This is a genomic window from Vibrio metschnikovii CIP 69.14 (assembly GCF_000176155.1).
Classification (GTDB): domain Bacteria; phylum Pseudomonadota; class Gammaproteobacteria; order Enterobacterales; family Vibrionaceae; genus Vibrio; species Vibrio metschnikovii.
The window spans coordinates 214,108-233,312 of record NZ_ACZO01000004.1; the positions used below are offsets into that span (position 1 = coordinate 214,108).

20 protein-coding genes and 1 other RNA gene are annotated in these 19,205 nt (G+C 45.3%); 9 read left to right on the forward strand and 12 right to left on the reverse strand.

The features are described from left to right. Positions 1 to 87 precede the first annotated feature (87 nt). The 4 genes from VIB_RS02040 to rpoE are packed head-to-tail and all read right to left on the reverse strand — an operon-like array spanning position 88 to position 2,744. Positions 88 to 558 (reverse strand): SoxR reducing system RseC family protein, encoded by a 471-nt coding sequence (locus tag VIB_RS02040; protein ID WP_040903838.1) that lies wholly within the window; start codon positions 556 to 558, stop codon positions 88 to 90. Then, positions 555 to 1,517 (reverse strand): sigma-E factor regulatory protein RseB, encoded by a 963-nt coding sequence (gene rseB, locus VIB_RS02045; protein WP_004394333.1) that lies wholly within the window; start codon positions 1,515 to 1,517, stop codon positions 555 to 557. Before rseB ends, VIB_RS02040 begins: the two co-directional genes overlap by 4 nt. Then, positions 1,514 to 2,140 (reverse strand): sigma-E factor negative regulatory protein, encoded by a 627-nt coding sequence (locus tag VIB_RS02050; protein WP_040903841.1) that lies wholly within the window; start codon positions 2,138 to 2,140, stop codon positions 1,514 to 1,516. Before VIB_RS02050 ends, rseB begins: the two co-directional genes overlap by 4 nt. A 31-nt stretch (positions 2,141 to 2,171) precedes the next feature. Continuing rightward, entirely contained in the window at positions 2,172 to 2,744 is a 573-nt protein-coding gene (rpoE, locus tag VIB_RS02055; RefSeq protein WP_040903842.1) for an RNA polymerase sigma factor RpoE, read from the reverse strand. Positions 2,745 to 3,071: 327 nt separating this feature from the next. On the opposite strand from rpoE, the gene nadB reads away from it, so the two are divergent. After that, on the forward strand, positions 3,072 to 4,676 hold the full coding sequence (gene nadB / locus VIB_RS02060) for an L-aspartate oxidase (RefSeq protein ID WP_004394336.1): 1,605 nt from the start codon (positions 3,072 to 3,074) through the stop codon (positions 4,674 to 4,676). Between the two features lie 5 nt (positions 4,677 to 4,681). On the opposite strand, the gene VIB_RS02065 is transcribed toward nadB, so the two are convergent. Then, positions 4,682 to 5,086 carry a protein YgfX gene (locus VIB_RS02065; RefSeq protein ID WP_308170713.1) on the reverse strand — a complete coding sequence of 135 codons (405 nt, stop codon included), beginning with the start codon at positions 5,084 to 5,086 and terminating at the stop codon, positions 4,682 to 4,684. Further along, positions 5,055 to 5,315 (reverse strand): FAD assembly factor SdhE, encoded by a 261-nt coding sequence (locus tag VIB_RS02070; protein ID WP_004394337.1) that lies wholly within the window; start codon positions 5,313 to 5,315, stop codon positions 5,055 to 5,057. The genes VIB_RS02065 and VIB_RS02070 overlap by 32 nt, the downstream gene beginning before the upstream one ends. Positions 5,316 to 5,462: 147 nt before the next feature. Between VIB_RS02070 and ygfZ the strand changes: the two genes are divergently transcribed. From ygfZ to VIB_RS02085, 3 genes are all read left to right on the forward strand, one after another. Beyond that, on the forward strand, positions 5,463 to 6,434 hold the full coding sequence (gene ygfZ, locus VIB_RS02075; RefSeq protein ID WP_004394339.1) for a tRNA-modifying protein YgfZ: 972 nt from the start codon (positions 5,463 to 5,465) through the stop codon (positions 6,432 to 6,434). Next, entirely contained in the window at positions 6,427 to 6,903 is a 477-nt protein-coding gene (locus VIB_RS02080) for an aminoacyl-tRNA deacylase (protein WP_040903844.1), read from the forward strand. The genes ygfZ and VIB_RS02080 overlap by 8 nt, the downstream gene beginning before the upstream one ends. A gap of 558 nt (positions 6,904 to 7,461) precedes the next feature. Further along, positions 7,462 to 7,668, forward strand: a complete 207-nt coding sequence (locus tag VIB_RS02085; RefSeq protein ID WP_040903845.1) for a DUF1107 domain-containing protein — start codon at positions 7,462 to 7,464, stop codon at positions 7,666 to 7,668. Between the two features lie 101 nt (positions 7,669 to 7,769). Here VIB_RS02085 and VIB_RS02090 read toward each other — a convergent pair whose 3' ends face one another. The 3 genes from VIB_RS02090 to VIB_RS02100 are packed head-to-tail and all read right to left on the reverse strand — an operon-like array spanning position 7,770 to position 10,794. Continuing rightward, positions 7,770 to 9,017 carry an FAD-dependent 2-octaprenylphenol hydroxylase gene (locus VIB_RS02090; RefSeq protein ID WP_040903868.1) on the reverse strand — a complete coding sequence of 416 codons (1,248 nt, stop codon included), beginning with the start codon at positions 9,015 to 9,017 and terminating at the stop codon, positions 7,770 to 7,772. Between the two features lie 11 nt (positions 9,018 to 9,028). Continuing rightward, positions 9,029 to 10,207 carry a 2-octaprenyl-6-methoxyphenyl hydroxylase gene (ubiH, locus tag VIB_RS02095; RefSeq protein ID WP_004394343.1) on the reverse strand — a complete coding sequence of 393 codons (1,179 nt, stop codon included), beginning with the start codon at positions 10,205 to 10,207 and terminating at the stop codon, positions 9,029 to 9,031. Positions 10,208 to 10,218: 11 nt separating this feature from the next. Next, positions 10,219 to 10,794, reverse strand: coding sequence for a YecA/YgfB family protein (locus VIB_RS02100; RefSeq protein WP_040903869.1), 576 nt, complete (start codon positions 10,792 to 10,794; stop codon positions 10,219 to 10,221). A gap of 240 nt (positions 10,795 to 11,034) precedes the next feature. Between VIB_RS02100 and zapA the strand changes: the two genes are divergently transcribed. The 5 genes from zapA (at position 11,035) to serA (ending at position 14,528) form a co-directional block, all read left to right on the forward strand. Then, a complete protein-coding gene (zapA, locus tag VIB_RS02105; RefSeq protein ID WP_040903846.1) occupies positions 11,035 to 11,337 on the forward strand; it encodes a cell division protein ZapA in 303 nt (100 codons plus the stop codon). Between the two features lie 22 nt (positions 11,338 to 11,359). After that, positions 11,360 to 11,543, forward strand: a non-coding RNA gene (gene ssrS, locus VIB_RS17220) — 6S RNA. A 1-nt stretch (position 11,544) separates the two neighbouring features. Beyond that, the gene (locus VIB_RS02110; protein WP_004394346.1) at positions 11,545 to 12,135 is read left to right on the forward strand and encodes a 5-formyltetrahydrofolate cyclo-ligase; all 591 of its coding nucleotides are present in this window, start codon (positions 11,545 to 11,547) and stop codon (positions 12,133 to 12,135) included. Positions 12,136 to 12,298: 163 nt separating this feature from the next. Continuing rightward, complete coding sequence (rpiA, locus tag VIB_RS02115) at positions 12,299 to 12,955, forward strand: ribose-5-phosphate isomerase RpiA (RefSeq protein ID WP_004394347.1); 657 nt, start codon at positions 12,299 to 12,301, stop codon at positions 12,953 to 12,955. Between the two features lie 343 nt (positions 12,956 to 13,298). Continuing rightward, positions 13,299 to 14,528 carry a phosphoglycerate dehydrogenase gene (serA, locus tag VIB_RS02120; protein ID WP_004394348.1) on the forward strand — a complete coding sequence of 410 codons (1,230 nt, stop codon included), beginning with the start codon at positions 13,299 to 13,301 and terminating at the stop codon, positions 14,526 to 14,528. 56 nt (positions 14,529 to 14,584) lie between these two features. Here serA and ilvN read toward each other — a convergent pair whose 3' ends face one another. From ilvN to VIB_RS02135, 3 genes are all read right to left on the reverse strand, one after another. Next, a complete protein-coding gene (ilvN, locus tag VIB_RS02125; protein ID WP_004394349.1) occupies positions 14,585 to 15,079 on the reverse strand; it encodes an acetolactate synthase small subunit in 495 nt (164 codons plus the stop codon). Between the two features lies 1 nt (position 15,080). Next, positions 15,081 to 16,820: an acetolactate synthase 3 large subunit gene (locus VIB_RS02130; protein ID WP_040903847.1), complete on the reverse strand. Its 1,740-nt coding sequence runs from the start codon at positions 16,818 to 16,820 to the stop codon at positions 15,081 to 15,083. Positions 16,821 to 17,338: 518 nt separating this feature from the next. Beyond that, positions 17,339 to 19,144 carry an AMP-dependent synthetase/ligase gene (locus tag VIB_RS02135; RefSeq protein ID WP_004394351.1) on the reverse strand — a complete coding sequence of 602 codons (1,806 nt, stop codon included), beginning with the start codon at positions 19,142 to 19,144 and terminating at the stop codon, positions 17,339 to 17,341. Between the last annotated feature and the right edge of the window lie 61 nt (positions 19,145 to 19,205).

The window sequence follows — 19,205 nt, forward strand, 5'->3', positions numbered from 1 at the left end:
TGATTAGGGAATAAGAAACGCCACCGAAGTGGCATTTCATTTAAGTTGGCCGATTCTACCCAATTTCGCTAGGCTTCGCACCATAATTTAGGCGATCGGCTCACCAAGGACACGTAGCAAGATCACCTGCTGTGATGAGTCATTTTCTAACTGAGTAGAAAAATATTTTGCGATCACAACACCTAAGCCCATAAACAGCAGTGCGCAAGCGATCACGATGCCTTCCGATGCTCCTAACAATGGCGCAAACCACAGTTCTCCCAATACCGCTCCCACAATCATCATCAATAATGGGACTAAGTAGACCAAGGCTGCCGACTGCAGCAGGCTTTTTTCGGGTAAACCAATCTCGACGATTTGTCCGATGGTGACTGGTTTATCAGTCACTAAGCGCCAAAATAAGGCTTTATTGCCTATCGCTTTTGAGACTATCCCCGTCCCACAGCTTTTAACCGAAGCACACTGGTTACAGCTGGTTTGCTGATCACAACTCAACGCAACGAGATAACCACTGGGTTGGGGCTTTACCTCAGTCACGGTGGCTAGCGCGGTCATCATGGTGAAACCTCAGTACGACTAAACGTGATCGACTGAGCAATACGCTGCGCGGTTGCTGGAGGGATATCACCGACCACAGAAATTTCATTGTCGCCATTAATCACACTGTGTAAGGTACGTCGACCTTGCCGAACCAACTGGCCTTTTAGTGAGTGATCATCACGAACGGAGACATACACAGAAAAATTAAACAGACCGTCGGAAAACATCTGGCTCTCGACTAAACGTTCCGTCATCGCCATCCGATAGCGATTTAGTTCAAGAGGTTGAAACCCATCAGGCTTCCAGCCCACGGTCCAAAAAGTTTGCTGAATATTGCCTTTAGGTAATGACAACACTTCAGGCAGTTGAACCTTATTCAGTCCAGACATCAGCGTAGCTAATTGATCATTAATCGAATAAGAAATGGTACGATACTGTTCAAGCACTTCTCCATCACGATCGACTAAATCGGCACGTAAAGGTAGCGAACTGTGCTCATCTATCCACAATACATAGGAATAGCGCAAACCATCTTTAGGGACAATCCGTAATACTTGGCAGGCGGCCCCAGCTTCACGAGCGCGCCCCATCTTAACAAAATCATAGTATTGACCAAGTTTAGCCACATCACTATTGAGCATCGGGATGGTTGGAGCGACCATCGTGCCGGATTCAATCGTAAAAGGATCAACACCCGGCTCGATGTAGCTGACTTCGTTACCACGGCGAATCACTTCTCGTACAGGACCGCTCAGATAAATTAAATGTGCAAACTGTTGGTCATCTTGCCGTGCGTGACGATACAGCAAAGGCTCGATGCTGTTTTTCTTCAGCAGAATATAAGAGAGTTCATAATTAAGATGCTGACTTGCGTCGTTCATCTGATGCAACAAAGCCTCTGCAGATAATTCCTCTGCAAAGGCCTGAGTTACATGCAAACTGAACAGTGCCAGCACACTGATCAGGATTTTTTTCATTCCACTACCGGTTCAGTTAGGTGAGTGTGAGGGGCTAGATTATCACTGTTTAATCTTAGCTGTAGTTCGTAATCTTGCAGTAACGCATTAATTCGCCGACGCTGCTCTTGCATGCTGGCTTCATTACTGGAGTGTCGATTGACAGAATCACGCGTCAAACTCACTGGCTCAGCACTGCCTGAAAATGGGATCGTCTGTAAAACCGGTATTTGATCATCTTGCGCGCCAACGGTATCGCTGCCACCGTATTGCTGAACACCGATAATCACCGCTAACGACACGCTAGCAGCAATCGCCACTTGTCCAAGCTGGCTAAGCCAAGCAGGTAATTGACGACGAGCTTTTTGCGCTGAAGGCTGATCCTCAAGTCGAGGCTCAGCTGATTCACTTGTTGTGACGGCGCTTAACCGAGTATGAGCTGGTTCATTTTCTAGAGCGAAAGCGACTCTTCCAGCAATATTCCATTCTGAACTCACGGGGGCATCGCCACGCATGACATCACCGATCAAGTGGTAGTTTTTCCACGTATCGAGACTTTCATTATCGTGAGCGATCGTTTGTAACAACGATTTATCGACCACTTCGCCATCCATAAGCGCTGAAAGCTTTTCTTTGTCAGCCATTATTTTCACCATGTTTATTGCTCATTATCGGTTACAAAAGCGGTTTAATCCGCTTTTCGACCGCTTCACGAGCACGGAAGATACGAGAACGCACCGTACCAACGGGGCAATCCATGACTTCGGCGATCTCTTCGTAGCTTAAACCTTCCAGCTCTCGCAACGTCATCGCAGTTTTTAAATCTTCAGGCAACGCCTCTATCGCATTAAACACCGCCTGCTTCAACTCTTTGGACAGCGTAATGTTTTCAGGGTTCGATATTTCTTTTAATGCATTGTTAGTTTCGTAAAATTCAGCGTCTTCAGCATCAATATCATTCGCGGGTGGCCGGCGGCTTTGAGCGACGATATGATTTTTCGCAGTATTGACAGCAATGCGATATAACCAAGTATAAAACGCACTCTCACCGCGAAACGTCGGAATCGCACGATACGCTTTAATAAACGCTTCTTGTGCGACATCGGGCACGTCTCCAGCGTTGCTCACATACCGCGAAATAAGATTGCACACCTTATTTTGGTATCTCAACACCAAAAGATTAAATGCCTGCTTATCTCCGTTCTGAACTCGCTCAATCAACACTTGATCGGTCAGCTGCTCGTTCATTCGAGCGGTTACTCCTATTGTTATCCCCCTACCTTCTCAGATATGGGCTCTAATTATGCAGAATGCTTGCTTGACACCACTGCTTACATGAGCACTATTGTGACTCAATTACACACAGAAAGTTCAATGCCAGGTAAAATTTTCCTTTACGCTGCGCATTATGCTGTAATGAACAACGGATACCTAAGTTAGATTACTTGAGGTATAGGCAGCAAGGTATAAAGATCTTAAAGGTTAGTCACGTGTACAACAAGTAAATACCTTGTCAGCTTTAGTTTAATTTCAAGTGGGCATGTTCCACTTAAAATTCAGGAAGTAAACCATCTTATGAACGACTCTCGAGAACATCAATGCGACGTATTGATAGTAGGTAGTGGCGCGGCAGGCTTATCTTTAGCGCTGCAAGTGGCCGAGCACTGTCATGTGATTGTATTGAGCAAAGGACCTCGTAGTGAAGGGGCGACCTATTACGCACAAGGCGGTATTGCGGCGGTGTTTGACGAATCCGATAGTATCGAATCTCATGTGCAAGACACGCTGATCGCTGGCGCAGGGATCTGCGACCAAGAGACGGTACAATTTATCGCCGAGCATGCCAAAGCGTGTGTTCAGTGGCTGATCGATGGCGGTGTTCCTTTTGATAGAGAAGAGAACGATCCCGCGGGGCAGCCACGTTACCATTTAACCCGCGAAGGTGGTCATAGCCATCGACGTATTTTGCACGCCGCTGACGCCACCGGCATGGCGATGCAAACCTCGCTGCAAGATAATATTCTCCATCATCCTAATATTCGCCTGTTTGAGCGCTACAATGCGCTCGATTTGATCACCGAAGATAAAATTGGTGGCGATGCGGATAAAGTGGTCGGGGCTTATGTCTGGAATCGTAACGATGAACACGTTGAGACGATTCGAGCTAAATTTGTTGTGCTCGCGACCGGCGGAGCATCAAAGGTATATCAATATACCTCAAATCCAGACGTCTCTTCGGGAGATGGTATCGCAATGGCATGGCGCGCAGGTTGCCGAGTCGCCAATCTGGAATTTAACCAATTTCATCCAACGTGTTTGTATCATCCAGAGGCTCGTAATTTCCTGCTTACCGAAGCACTGCGCGGTGAAGGCGCTTATTTGCGTCGCCCCGATGGCAGCCGCTTTATGACCGATTTTGATCCGCGGGCCGAACTAGCCCCACGGGATATCGTCGCTCGAGCCATCGACTATGAGATGAAACGCTTAGGCGCTGATTGTATGTATCTTGACATCAGCCATAAGCCTGCTGAGTTTATAGAGAAGCATTTTCCAACCATACATAGTCGACTGATGGATTTGGGCATTGATATGACCAAAGAACCGATCCCGATTGTCCCAGCGGCTCATTACACCTGTGGTGGTGTGGTTATCAATCAACAGGGCCAAACCGATCTTAAACAGTTGTATGCGATTGGTGAAGTCAGTTATACCGGTTTGCATGGTGCCAACCGCATGGCGTCTAACTCTTTGTTAGAGTGTGTGGTTTATGCTTGGTCTGCGGCGCAGGATATTTTACGTCAGCATCCTCAAGCCCAGATGCCGCCGTCACTACCTCATTGGGATGAAAGTAAAGTGACTTGCTCGGATGAAGAAGTCGTCATTCAACACAATTGGCATGAACTCCGTCTATTTATGTGGGATTACATGGGCATTGTTCGTACCGATAAACGCTTAGCACGAGCTTTACGACGCATTCAGTTATTGCAGCAAGAAACCCATGAATACTACAGTCATTTCCGAGTATCCAATAACCTCCTTGAGCTGCGTAACTTATTGCAGGTCGCAGAGCTCATGGTCCGCTGTGCGATGCAACGCAAAGAGAGCCGAGGGTTACACTACACGTTAGACTATCCGCAACCACTAGAAAAGAGTGGCCCAACCATTCTCTCACCAAGATGATAGCGTCAACGGGAGCCTGAGTGCTCCCGTTTTAAGCGCCCCAGCAACTGACGATAATCCGTTTCAGAACAGCTATCTCGCCATAAAAACACTGATCGCTGTCGACCATAAAAACGAATGAATAATCCTCGATATAATAACGATACACCTTGGTAGGAAAACTCTTGGTCTGCCCATCGCAGCCGTCCGGAAAAATCAATCTCGATCTCTTCTGACAAGGTGACTGGCAGCCAATCTAATAAAGGTGTCTTTAACCAATAACACAGAATAACCACTGCGGCCACGAGAGGGATGGGTGAAATTAATAATGCCCATATCAGCAGCATCAACAGACACCACGCGGTAATATGGGCAAACAGGGAAGGAGTTAAAGCAAGCTTAACGGACTTTGCTGAGATTATAAGCGACAATCTTGTCTACCATGGCAGCGTGACCGAGATTTTCTGAGCGACCATGCCCCATGATCCAAGTAAAAAGATCCGGATCATCGCACTCAAGTAAAGAGACAAAATCTTGCTGTTCTGATTCACTCAAGGCTTCAAAACACTCCTCGAAAAAGGGCATGACAACCACATCAAGCTCTAACATGCCACGACGGCATGCCCATTTCACTCGTGCTTTCTCTTGCGTAGTGTACATCGACTTTCCTCACCTTAGGTAGATTTTCAGCAAGTGTAACAAGCAACCCTCAATACAACTAGTAGCTTAGTCACAGTCCCTATTCAAGCTGACAAAAAACTTGATCCAGATTAACATAGTGAAAATCATTTCAGTTAGGTGAAGGATATGAGCTGGAAAAATACATTTACCCCTCTTTTAGTGACCGCCAACGACCGATTGCCTGAATTGATGGTGACCAATCTCGAACAATGGGCCGCAATCTACGTTTCAGGCATCGACAGTAAACCTTACTTACAAGGACAGCTCACCTGTAATGTGGTTGCATTACCTGCACAACAAATGGTTTACGGCGCCCACTGCGACGCGAAAGGCAAAGTATGGAGCGCTTTTCGTTTATTTCATCATCGAGATGGCTACGCCATGTTCCAACCCGCTTCAGCGGTTGACGTCGAATTACGAGAACTCAAAAAGTACGCGATTTTTTCTAAAGTGGCCATCGAGCAAAGCCAAGATGTCGCTTTAGGCCTGCTCGGGAAACAAGCTGAGCTGCGGCTCAACCAATTCAATGATTGTCGCGATGACGTACGCGTTTTAGAGCAAGGCACAGCGGTGAAAATCAGTGCTCAACGTTGGTTACTGTTAATTAAGCCTGATTCCGTAGAAGCATTACTGGAAAGCATGCCGGCCCAACGTGTCAACTCAGAGATCTGGACTCGTTTTGAAATTCAAGAAGCACTGCCGATCGTCACTCAAGACCAGCAAAATGAACATATCCCGCAAGCGTTAAACTTACAGGCTTTAGGTGGCATCAGTTTTAATAAAGGTTGCTATACCGGGCAAGAAACCGTAGCAAGAGCCAAATATCGTGGGATCAACAAACGGGCTTTATGTCTGGTCGCCGGTGATATCCATCAGCCGTTAAACGCCGATCAAAGCATAGAATTAGAGCGAGCGGTTGGTGATAACTGGCGCAGTGCTGGAGTGCTCATGGCTCATTACTCGTTTGCCGATCAACGTGCTATCGGGCTTATCGTTCTGCCTAATAACCTAGAGGCTGATACTCTGTTACGCATCAAGTCTCAGCCAGAGACACGTTGGACACTGCAACCTTTACCTTATTCACTGGATAATGCTTAAACCACTTTCAACCCCAATCATCCGCTATCTAGAGCAACAAGGAATCGATCATCAGCTGCTGCACCATCAGTCAGCCGCAATCAGCATCGAAGATGCCGCACATCAGCGCGGCATCCATCCCAGTCAAATGGTCAAATGTCTTTTATTGCGCGACATGAGTAACCGCTTAGCTTTAGCTTGTGTACCAGGTGATCGCTCTGTCGACCCTAAGCTAGTTCGCAAAATATTGGATTGGCGAAGAATGACTTGTGTCGACCGATCTCAAGTTGAAGCGTTAACAGGCTATACGATAGGGACCGTCACTCCATTATGCTTGAGCCTATCGCTGCCGATTATTTTTGATTATTCATTAATGCAACGCACGCTGGTAACCATCAGCAGTGGCTCAGCGTATGCTGGGATAGCGTTAGCACTGAATGACTTAGTGAAATTATGTCAACCTCAATTTGCAGATATTGTTCGCGATTAGCGCTATTCATGGTCAAAATAGTGTGATCACAGCTAAATTATTCAGTGTATCCACGTGAATATTAAATCACTTTTCAATCATAAATAGTTAATGGTGTGATTTTCAGTTACCCTAATTTTACTGATGAAGGTCAGTCCGTTCACTTGATATCAAAGTACCGATTAAGTGTTCGGTAGCATCGTCAGTAAAAAGTGATTAGCAGGGTTTGCCTGTAACTCGCTTTGTGTGTAATGCATCTGTGATTATTTAGCCCGCAACCTTGCGGGCGTTTTTTACAAAAAAATCACTCACCTATCACTCGTTTTTATTTTCTTCCGCTATTCTTATTACTGTCATATTCATTTGGCTCAATAGGTGCCACAAAAAATCATTACTGCTGTCGATACCTAAACCATGGTCTATCCTATCGCCAAATGATCATCAACCGAAACGGGATAGGTAGTACGGCAAATTATTAAACTCGTCAGTCAATGCAGTAAGTATAGCTGCCTTCATCACACTATTTTTCTGTGATTTAACTTATACTTACTAACATGGAAACAAAGAAAGGATCGAAATATGAGACTGTTTAAGCGCTATACACCCAGTATGATTGCTAAGCACGTAAGTCGTCTTTTTAAAGGAAGAATCTATATCTACGGTGTCGGTCGATTTGAGTTTGACCATGGAAAACTGATTTTACCTGAACGTGCTGAACAACGACATTTCCAGACCGTCAATGAGGTCAACCAAGAAATCCGTCGCTTACGTTGTGCTTACGCTTAATTCACTCATTACCTCATTCATCGAAAAAGGGTTGGCTCTAAGGCCAACCCTTTTTTTATGCGTCATCGACACGCGAAACTATGGTTCAGTGAACCAATTGGCTAACTCAATGGATTATAATCACGGTGATAATCCGTATGAAGGCCCTGAGCGATTTTAGGTAGTTCACCTTTTAAACCAAGCGCATGCATCATCATCATCTGCTTCCCTCCGGGAAGCTGACTCGCCAAATGCATGCCCATACCACGCAGCCATTTCTTGGCAGGATGACTCCCAGAAAATAATTCTTTAAAACCTTGCATACTAGCAAGCATTTTGGCGGCTTCTGCTTTACGCCAGCGTTCGTAAGGTCGTAAATGGCGATGATGACCAATATCAAATCCTTGCTGCCAAGTCGTCAGTATATGCTCAGCTAAACTCGCCGCATCAAGTAGCCCCAAATTAACGCCCTGCCCAGCCAGAGGATGAATAGTATGCGCCGCATCACCCACTAATGCGATACGCGACCTAGCAAAATCACGAGCATAACGCGCCGTCAAAGGAATCGCATGTCGTATTCCGACGATTTCACACCGCCCAAGACGAGCGTCAAACTCAACCGTCAGTGCTTTATTAAATTCCAGATCATCTAGCGCCATCAATTGCTGCGCACGACTCGCTTCGGTTGACCACACAATCGAACTCATGTGCTCTTCACTCATCGGCAAGAAGGCTAACGGTCCTTGCGGGGTGAAAATTTGTCGAGCCATCGCCTGATGCGCCAGCTCAGTACGCACGTTAGCAACCACAGCATGATGCCCGTAATCCCAATACGTTAAGGGGATGTCGACTTGGCGACGCACCCAAGAGTGAGCCCCATCCGCACCCACGACCAGTTTCGCGGTCAACGCGTGGCCATCACTGAGAGTCAGCCACGCTTCATTCTCGCCAATAGCCAATTGTTGGCAATTGGCTGGCATATATAAACTGACATTGGCTTGTTTTTTTACTTCATCCAGCAGTGCCAACTGAATGACTCTATTTTCAACAATATGTCCAAGGTTGGGCTGGTTAATCTGCTGCGCAGAAAACGCTATCCGAGCGAAGCTATCTTGCTCCCACACTTCCATACCCAAGTAAGGCTTCGCTCGACGAGCGAGGATACCCGACCACACGCCAAGGTTTTTCAATACCGTTTCACTCGCGCGGCTCAAAGCAGACACTCGAACGTCTGGCAAAGCATCAAGCTGAGTGTCGGGGGCTTTACTTTCAATGATCGCGATTCTCAAATCGGAATCTTTTAGCGCTGCCGCAAGTGTTAACCCAACCATACCGCCACCGACGATGGCAATATCCACACTTTGCATCATATTCATTACCTTTATCCTAAAGTGCGATTGAGCAAGGGGGTTTTTAGCAAGGGAAGCATTTCCATCGCCATTAATCCCAGGTTACGTCCCACTCGTAATGTCAGCCAATCATTAGAAAATAGATGAACTAATGTCGACGTTAATTGAATCGTTGCTTGTCGATCCGTTTCACGGCGCTGACGAAACGTCGCTAATTGACGATAGTCCCCCATCAACCGAGTATCTTCTTCGCTAAGCACTTGCGCCAGCGTGGCAATATCTCGGATCCCCAAATTAAAACCTTGCCCGGCAATCGGATGCAGCGTTTGCGCCGCATTACCAATGGTGACAAATCGATGCGCGATAGTCTGGGGATGATAACGTAGGAGTAATGGGTAGGTAGAACGCTGTCCAACCTGTAAAAATCGTCCCAAACGCCAACCAAACGTCGCTTGTAATTGGGTAAGAAACTCACTGTCTGAGACATGCTGCATCCGTTCAGCTTGCTCGGCAGATAAGCACCAGACTAACGATAAACGATTATCACTCATGGGTAATAGCGCTAAAGGCCCAGATGAAGTAAAACGTTCAAAGGCTCGTCCCTGATGTGCCTGATCAGAAAGTACATTGGCAATTAAGGCCACCTGTTCAAAATCATGCTCTTGGCGAACGAATCCTATTTGGGAACTAGATGTCGACAGCGCACCATCGGCGGCAACCAATAACTTGCCTACAATTCTCTGCTGATCAGATAAGGTCACGCTAACCTGTTCCGACGTCCGCTCAACATGCTCAACGCTGAGCGGACAATAGTAAGTTATATTATCGCAGGCGTTAATTTTCTCAGCGTACTGTTGACCGACTTTAGACAGTTCCACAACATACCCTAAAGCATCTAAACCAAGATGGGCAGAATCGAAGTTAACCATCCCAGCATGAGAGCGGTCAGAAACGTGGATCTGGGAGATTGGTGTTGCAAAAGGATATAAGCTGTCCCACACCCCCCAGTTTTTTAATAATTCTACCGTGCCATGAGCCAATGCAATCGAGCGAGAATCAAACCCAGGATGTGCATGATGGTCGGTTTGAAACGGTTCGATGATGGCGATCGATAGGGGCTGCTGACTTAACGCATTCAGCGCTAATGCCAATGTCGAACCCGCCATTGCACCACCAGCAATAATCACATCAAAAGATTGCAGCTCTCTCACAGCTCCCTCACTTAATGCACAATAGGTTTGGTATCAGGATTCACGGTCCCTTTAAACTCGATGTACAACATAAACACACACGCTTTGATATGTTCAATCACATGCTCAAGTAACTGCGCTTGCTGATCGAGGTCATCCTCTTCATCAATACCTAATTTTGCAATCTCTTCTAAATCTTGCAGTGCTTCTTTGGCATGTGCAGATAAACCGGACATCGTAACGGCCATTAAACCCAGTCCAGAAATGAAGTGATTAACCCAATCAGCGACGCCATCCGCAAACTGAAATAAGGCATTCGTATCATCGGTGATCGGTACCAACAAGGTTAACTTAAAATCGTCACTGGCGAGCTCGGCTTGAGTCGCTAACAGTAACTGTTTCGCTTTTTCTAATGCGCTCGTCGGCCAGCCCATGCCATCATTGGTATAATCAAAAAGCAGCGGCTGCCAGCTTTGATCGTTCAAAGTTAAGCCTCCGGCTAACATCCCTGCGATCAAACCATGCAGTTCAGCTGGATTTATCGCTAACGATGCCGCTTGGAGTTCGCTGGCTAGTTGGTTATAACTGGGAAACGTTGTATCGCTCATGGTCACTTCATCATGGTAAATAATTGCCATCCTATCACTTCAAGGTCATCGGGAAAATCCTCAGTGTAGGGTTTGTGCTTCGCTTTAACGCAAATTGGTTAATAAGTCGGTGTTTGCTTTACCAATTACTATTTATCCACGTGAAAAGCTTGAATCTTGTGACCACTTTACCTATAGTTTGCCCCTCGATGGTTGCTCAGATAGAATCATCATTAGTTACGCGAATAGAGTTCACTTATCATGAGTAATCAAGCGGTTGACGTTGAAATTTTAGGCAAAACAACGCGTGTCAATTGTCCCTCTGGACAAGAAGCATCGTTAATACGTGCCGCACAAGATCTCGATCAACGATTGAAAGATATGGCTGAACGTACTAAGGTAACTAATGAGGTTAAGCTACTTACCATTGCCGCTCTCAATATCTGCTATGAGCTACAAACGGAACGGCAAAAGCAGAATGAACAACAGCAACAAATCAGTGAGCGAGTGGAAGAGCTGACTGCATCGCTACAAGCAGTACTCAATAAAGTACCACACGGATAGTGTTATTTTTATCTGCACAAGTTTTACCCTGGAGTGTTTGTCAGAGGATGTACGTCCCTGAGCCGATAAGCAACACATAAGGGTTGGTACTTGGTCACTATTGAGCAGGCTCGGCTTGTACCGAGAAGCCTACGGTAGCCATTGCTAATCCGCCTTGAACCAGCTGGTTCAAGGGCCACAGTCCTCAACGGCACTCTGGGGTTCCTAATGTTACACACCCGTCAACAGCTGCGTGGATTGATTCGTCAACGACGCAATCAACTGTCTCAGGCCGAGCAGCAACAAGCCAGTCAAGCCTTAATCCAACGCTTTATCGAGCTTCCTGAAGCGCAAACAAGCCAGCATATTGCCCTATATCTGGCTACTGATGGCGAATTAAATACTCAACCTCTGATTGAATGGTTATGGGCCCAAGGTAAATATGTTTATCTACCGGTATTGCACCCATTTTCTCCCGGTCACCTTCTTTTTTTACGTTATCAACCGACCACGCCCATGGTGCGTAATCGTTTTGCGATTCTTGAGCCGCGACTCAATCAACAGCTGATTCAACCACTGAAACAGCTGGATCTGATTTGCACCCCGTTAGTAGCCTTTGATGCTCATGGTCAACGCTTAGGGATGGGCGGAGGATATTATGATCGCACTCTCGCTAATTGGTTTGTAACTGGGCAAGGAGCCACACCGATTGGTCTTGCGCATGACTGCCAATATCTAGAGCAATTACCTCACGAAAGTTGGGATGTCCCATTACCTAAAATCGTCACTCCCACCCGACTTTGGCAGTGGAAAGCGTGATCAGCGTAAACATAAACGACTCGATAGTTGCCTTCTCTCAGTACAGCTGAACACCATTTGAGTATATAATCTCGCCCTTATTCCCCCTTTATGGTTAATGTATTGGCAGGGTTACTTGTTCAATACCAATCAACATTCAATGACTCACAATCAGGAGATAGGCATGACTCAAGATGAAATGAAAAAAGCCGCCGGCTGGGCTGCACTTAACTATGTCAAAAAAGGCAGTATTGTTGGTGTCGGTACAGGCTCAACTGTTAATCACTTCATCGATGCCTTAGGCTCTATTAAGGATGATATTCAAGGCGCAGTCTCGAGCTCATTGGCTTCAACAGAAAAACTCCAAGCACTTGGTATCAAAGTTTATGACTGTAATGACATTGAAGCATTAGATGTTTACGTGGATGGGGCTGATGAAATCAACGCTCAACGCGAAATGATTAAGGGCGGTGGTGCGGCCTTAACGCGAGAAAAAATTGTTGCAGCGATTGCTAAACAATTTATCTGTATCGTCGATGGCAGCAAAGCTGTTCCCGTGCTAGGGAAATTTCCACTGCCAGTTGAAGTTATCCCAATGGCACGTAGCTACGTTAGCCGTGAATTAAGCAAATTGGGTGGAAAACCTGTCTATCGTGAAGGGGTGATTACTGATAACGGCAATATTATTTTGGATGTGCACGATCTGCACATTACTCAAGCCAAAGCGCTGGAAGATAAAATTAACTCGATTACCGGCGTCGTGACCAATGGTTTATTTGCCCATCGCGGTGCCGATGTGGTGATCACGGGAACCGAGCAAGGTGCCAAAATCGAAGAATAAAATTGAGAAAATCACCACCTTTTTGGTTATTTGATTACAAACGGCACCTTGTGTGCCGTTTTTATTGCTTTTCATTAAAGAATATTCTCGCTTATTCCGTAATTTTCTTACCCAAACCGGAAAATATTTGTTAGTTTATTGGAGCAAAGACACACAAGGAAAACGTTTGCGTTGAATAAAACAAGTCCAATAATTGACGTTTGATACCCAAACCATTTGAAAAATAGCTCTATGACCGATTTATCACGCAATCATCAACAACGTGAAGCGGTGACTTCAAACGGAATGGGGATACTTGTGGTTCACTCAATAAGCCCATTTCCCATATTTAAGGACGAGTATCATGGCCAAAGTTTCACTAGAAAAAGATAAAATTAAAATCTTACTGCTGGAAGGATTACACCCTTCCACCGTCGAAGTTTTACAAGCTGCTGGTTACAGCAATATTGAATATCACAAAGGTTCGCTCGAAGAAGCCGAGCTACTGGAAGCCGTCAAAGACGTCCATTTTATCGGTATTCGCTCGCGAACCAATCTCACCGAGTCGGTGATTAACGCCGCTAATAAGCTGGTTGCTATCGGTTGTTTTTGTATTGGCACCAACCAAGTTAATTTAAAGGCCGCAGCCCAACGTGGTATTCCGGTATTTAATGCTCCCTTTTCTAACACACGCAGTGTGGCCGAATTGGTTTTAGGCGAAATCCTCTTGTTGTTGCGCGGTATCCCAGAGAAAAATGCTTTGGCTCATCGTGGCATCTGGAAAAAAAGTGCCGACAATTCCTATGAAGCGCGCGGTAAACGCTTAGGGATTATTGGTTATGGTCATATTGGTACTCAGCTCGGAATTATTGCTGAAAACCTCGGTATGCATGTCTATTTCTATGACATTGAGAATAAACTCTCTTTGGGCAATGCCACTCAAGTACATACCATGAGTGAGCTACTCAATAAGTGTGATGTTATCTCTTTGCATGTCCCAGAAACGCCGGAAACCAAAAATATGATGGGCGTAGAAGAGTTCGCCCGCATGAAACCAGGCGCTATATTTATCAACGCAGCTCGGGGTACCGTGGTTGATATTCCGGCACTGTGTGGCGCTCTTGAATCTGGCCATATTGCCGGAGCCGCGATTGATGTTTTCCCAACGGAGCCGGCGTCAAACAAAGAACGCTTTGAGTCACCACTCACTGCATTTGATAATGTCCTTCTTACCCCACACGTTGGCGGTTCAACTCAAGAAGCGCAAGAAAACATTGGTATCGAAGTCGCTGGTAAGCTCACCAAATACTCAGATAACGGCTCAACCCTATCGAGTGTTAACTTCCCTGAAGTATCACTACCTCAGCATCGTGATTGTTCTCGTTTATTGCATATCCATGAGAATCGCCCCGGTATCCTAACCCAAATCAACACCATTTTTGCCCAAGATGGGATCAATATTGCCGCGCAATATTTACAAACTAGCGCCAATATTGGCTATGTGGTTATCGATGTCGAAACGGCACGCTCGGAAGAAGCCTTAATCAAGCTTAAGGCTATCGATGGCACCATTCGTGCGCGTATTCTTCATTAATCGAACCATACAACGAAAAAACCAGCCGAGGCTGGTTTTTTCGTTTTTAGCTTGCCTTAACCGCGCAGCGCTCGCTCGCCACGAGTCATGCCAACCACACCGCTTCGCGCCACTTCAATCACTTCCGTGACTTCGGTGATCGCCGCGATAAAGGCGTCCAATTTATCGCTGGTTCCGGTTAATTGAACCGTATATTGCGCAGCAGTCACATCAACAATCTGACCACGAAAGATATCAGCCGTGCGCTTAACTTCAGCCCGAGCAAAACCGCTGGCTTTGACTTTAACCAACATCAATTCACGCTCGATATGCTCAAACTCCGAGACTTCTTGCACTTTCAAAACATCGATCAATTTATGCAGTTGCTTTTGAATCTGCTCTAACTGCATCTGATCCGATTTCGTGGTGATGTTCAAACGCGACAATGTTGCATCATCTGTGGGCGAGACGTTTAACGTTTCAATGTTATAACCACGCTGAGAGAACAAGCCAACCACACGAGAAAGCGCACCAGGCTGGTTCTCTAACAGTAAGGAAATGATATATCTCATTTTAGGTTCTCTCCGTTCTGCTTAACCACATTTTATCCATGCCTTCACCCTTAATTTGCATTGGGTAAACATGCTCGGTCTCATCAACGTTAATATCAACAAACACTAAACGATCTTTCATCGCGAGCGCTTTAGCCAGTCCTGATTCCAGTTCATCAGGAGATGAAATGCGCATCCCAACATGGCCATACGCTTCCGCTATCGCGGCAAAATCAGGGACTGAACTCATGTAAGAGTTAGAGTAGCGGCCTTGATAAATAATATCTTGCCACTGTTTGACCATGCCTAAAAAACGGTTATTGAGGTTGATGATCTTGACCGGAATACCATACTGCAATGCGGTAGAAAGCTCTTGGATATTCATTTGAATACTGCCATCACCCGTCACCACCACCACTTCTTCCTCTGGAAGCGCAAACTTAACACCAAGCGCCGCGGGTAAACCAAACCCCATCGTGCCAAGACCACCAGAGTTAATCCAGCGACGCGGCTTATCAAATGGATAGTAAAGCGCAGCAAACATTTGATGCTGACCAACATCAGAGGCTACATAAGCATTGCCTTCGGTAAGCCGAAATAAACTTTCGATCACTTGCTGAGGTTTGATACGTTCGGCAGAAGTTTCATAGCGTAAACATTGACGCTCTCGCCACTGCTCTATCTCTTGCCACCACAAGGCCAATGCTTGATGATCATTAGCTTCTTCTTGCTCGTGCAATAATTTGAGCATGGTCGTTAAAACTTGTTCAGCTGAGCCGACGATCGGTAAATCAACTTTGACATTTTTTGAGATAGAAGATGGATCAATATCGATATGCATGATCTTGGCATTGGGACAATATTTTTCCAAATTATTCGTCGTACGATCATCAAACCGAACTCCGACCCCAAAAATTAAATCCGCATGATGCATCGCCATATTGGCTTCATACAAACCATGCATACCCAACATGCCTAAACTATTTTTATGGGTACCAGGAAAAGCGCCCAATCCCATCAATGTACTGACCACAGGAAGATTGAGCTGTTCGGCTAAGGCTCTGATAGGTTTATCGGCTTGTGAAATGATCGCCCCACCACCGATATACAGTACCGGTTTTTTAGCAGCGAGCAGCGCTTTCAAGGCTTTTTTAATCTGCCCTTTATGACCAGCAGTCGTTGGGTTATAGGAGCGTAGATGGATAGAATCTGGGTATTGATAGGGTAATTTAACCAAAGGGTTCATTACATCTTTGGGAATATCAATCACCACAGGACCAGGACGTCCAGTGGCAGCGATGTAAAACGCTTTTTTGATCGTTTCTGGGATATCTTGCGCTTTTTTAACTAAAAAACTGTGTTTTACAATCGGCCTTGACACACCAACAATGTCACACTCCTGAAAAGCATCATTACCAATTAAATTGGTGGCAACGTTACCAGAGATAACAATCATTGGAATGGAATCCATATACGCGGTGGCAATACCGGTGATGGTATTGGTCGCACCAGGTCCAGAGCAGACCAATACCACTCCCGTCTTTCCTGTGGCTCGAGCATAACCATCCGCCATGTGCGTGGCGGCTTGTTCGTGCCGAACCAATACATGCTTAATTTGATCAGCTTTGAGATGTAATGCATCGTAAATATCTAATACGGAACCACCGGGATAGCCAAAAATCTGCTCCACCCCTTCTTCTATCAGCGATTGCACGACCATTTCAGCGCCAGATAACATCGCTCTATTGGGTAATTCTGCCATTTTCTTCTCCTTGACCAATCTTCTACACCGGGTCAGTGCATAAAGCTGGTTTTACATAGTCTAGGGCTTATTTGTAGCCTGATGTGGAAGCCTTCCGCTTTCCGCTATGTCCCGCACCGGTCATAACAAGTGCTAAGGTAACGCAACAACTGTAACGGTTTATTTTCATTAGGTCTAATGGCATAAAACGCCAGCAAACAATAAGATAAGGTAAATAAATGTATAAAAGGCGCTCAATGTTGAATTTATCATCATACACAGAGTAGAGAGGCAGAAAGGGGATAAAAAACAGAGTAATATTTTGTTACGTTAGTCCATCGCTCTCTTCTTGATGCAGCAATACATCCAGATTCACACGCGAACGCCACGCAAAATGGTTTAAAGCACTAGAAAACGTAGTCAATCAAAATACAGTGGCTATAAGCTATCATTACTTCCGCCCCTGTCATCGAGCGATCGGGGCGGAGAACATTCTGGCTTAACGGATAATCATATCGCGTAACAAGGCGTTTGAGAATTTACTCTTTTGATTTATCACGATACATGTCTTCAATTTCGTGTTGATAGCGATCATTAATCACTTTACGACGCAGTTTCTGGGTTGGGGTTAATTCACCTTCATCCATAGAAAAGGCTTTAGGCAGCAGTTTAAACTGTTTTACCTGCTCAAATTTAGCCAAGCCTTGTTGTAAATCATGAACTCGTTTTTCGAACATTTCCAACACTTGGCTATGTTTGATCAGTTCAAGACGATCGTGATACTTAATATTTAATTCTTTCGCGTAGCTCTCCAGTGTATCAAAACACGGAACAATCAATGCAGAAACAAACTTACGCGTATCAGCGATTACGGCAATTTGTTCAATAAAATGATCTTTGCCTATCGTGCCTTCAACAAGCTGAGGTGCAATGTATTTACCATTCGAGGTTTTCATTAACTCTTTAATGCGATCGGTAATAAAAACGTTACCGTATTCATCAATATGTCCAGCATCACCAGTTTTTAAAAAGCCTTGTTCATCAAAACTATTCGCGGTTTCTTGCGGCATTTTGTAATAACCACGCATCACCATCGGCCCGCGAACCAAAATTTCATTATTTTCACCAATTTTAAGCTGCACATTCGGCATACTGATACCAATAGAATCAGGATTAAACTGGTGATCGTTCCAACAAGAGACGGTGGCAGTGGTTTCCGTCATGCCATAACCCAATTTGACATTGATGCCAATCGCATGGAAAAAGCGTCCGATCGTTTCATCCAATTTTGCGCCACCACATGGCATAAAATGGATTCGTCCGCCCAATAAAGCTCTTAACTTAACCAACACCAATTTATCCGCAAGCTGATAGCTACGCACTAACAACCATGACGGTTGACGATTCTCTTGACGACATAAGGCCATTTTGGCTCCCATGTTGACCGCCCAAGTAAACAAGGCTTTGCGATGAAATGGCGCTTTCGCGACTTTTTCATGGATAGCAGAGAAAATCTTTTCGTAAAAACGCGGCACAGCACACATCACGGTAGGGCGCACCTCACTCAATGCCTCACGGACTTGAGATACCTCTTGCAAATAAACGTTGGTCGCTCCTTTATACAAAACATAGCAACTCCACGCGCGCTCAAAGACATGCGAAAGTGGTAAGAAACACAAAGAGATGTCCTGATCAGAAAGAGTTAACCGTTGATCATGCCCTTCTAATTGAGCACCAATGTTACGGTAATCAAGCATCACCCCTTTAGGTTGTCCGGTCGTGCCTGATGTATAAATTAGGGTATAAAGATCATCATAGTTAGCCTTTGCGATACGTGCCGATAGCTCAGCTTGCTGAGCAGTAGAACCTTGAGCAATAAAATCACTCCAAGTAAAAGCATGGCAAAAACCCTGTAAATCAATGTCATCACTCATGGCGATGATCAATTGTAAGGTCTCACATTGTTCAAAAATAGCGAGAGCCACATCATACTGTGCTTGCTCACCGACAAATAATACTTTGGCATCTGCGTTGTGCAAAATGTAAGCACACTGCTCTGGTGTATTGGTGGGGTAAATCGGCACCGTCACCAATCTTGCTTGCAAGGCAGCAAAATCGGCAATTGTCCATCGTGGCATGTTGGGGGAACAAATTGCGACTTTATCTTGAACATCCAAACCTAACGATAATAATGCTAAGGACAGTTGATCCATTTGTTGACCAAATTGATGCCAAGTAATGTCCTGCCACGCTTTATCCACTTTATGCTGTAATGCAATACGATTGCCACCGCGCGAAATTTGCTCACGAATACAGTTAACGATATGAAAATCTAAATTGACCATGTCTCTTACCTATGGCTTACACTTGTAAGCTATTTTTTGAGCGAACAAGTGTACATTTAAC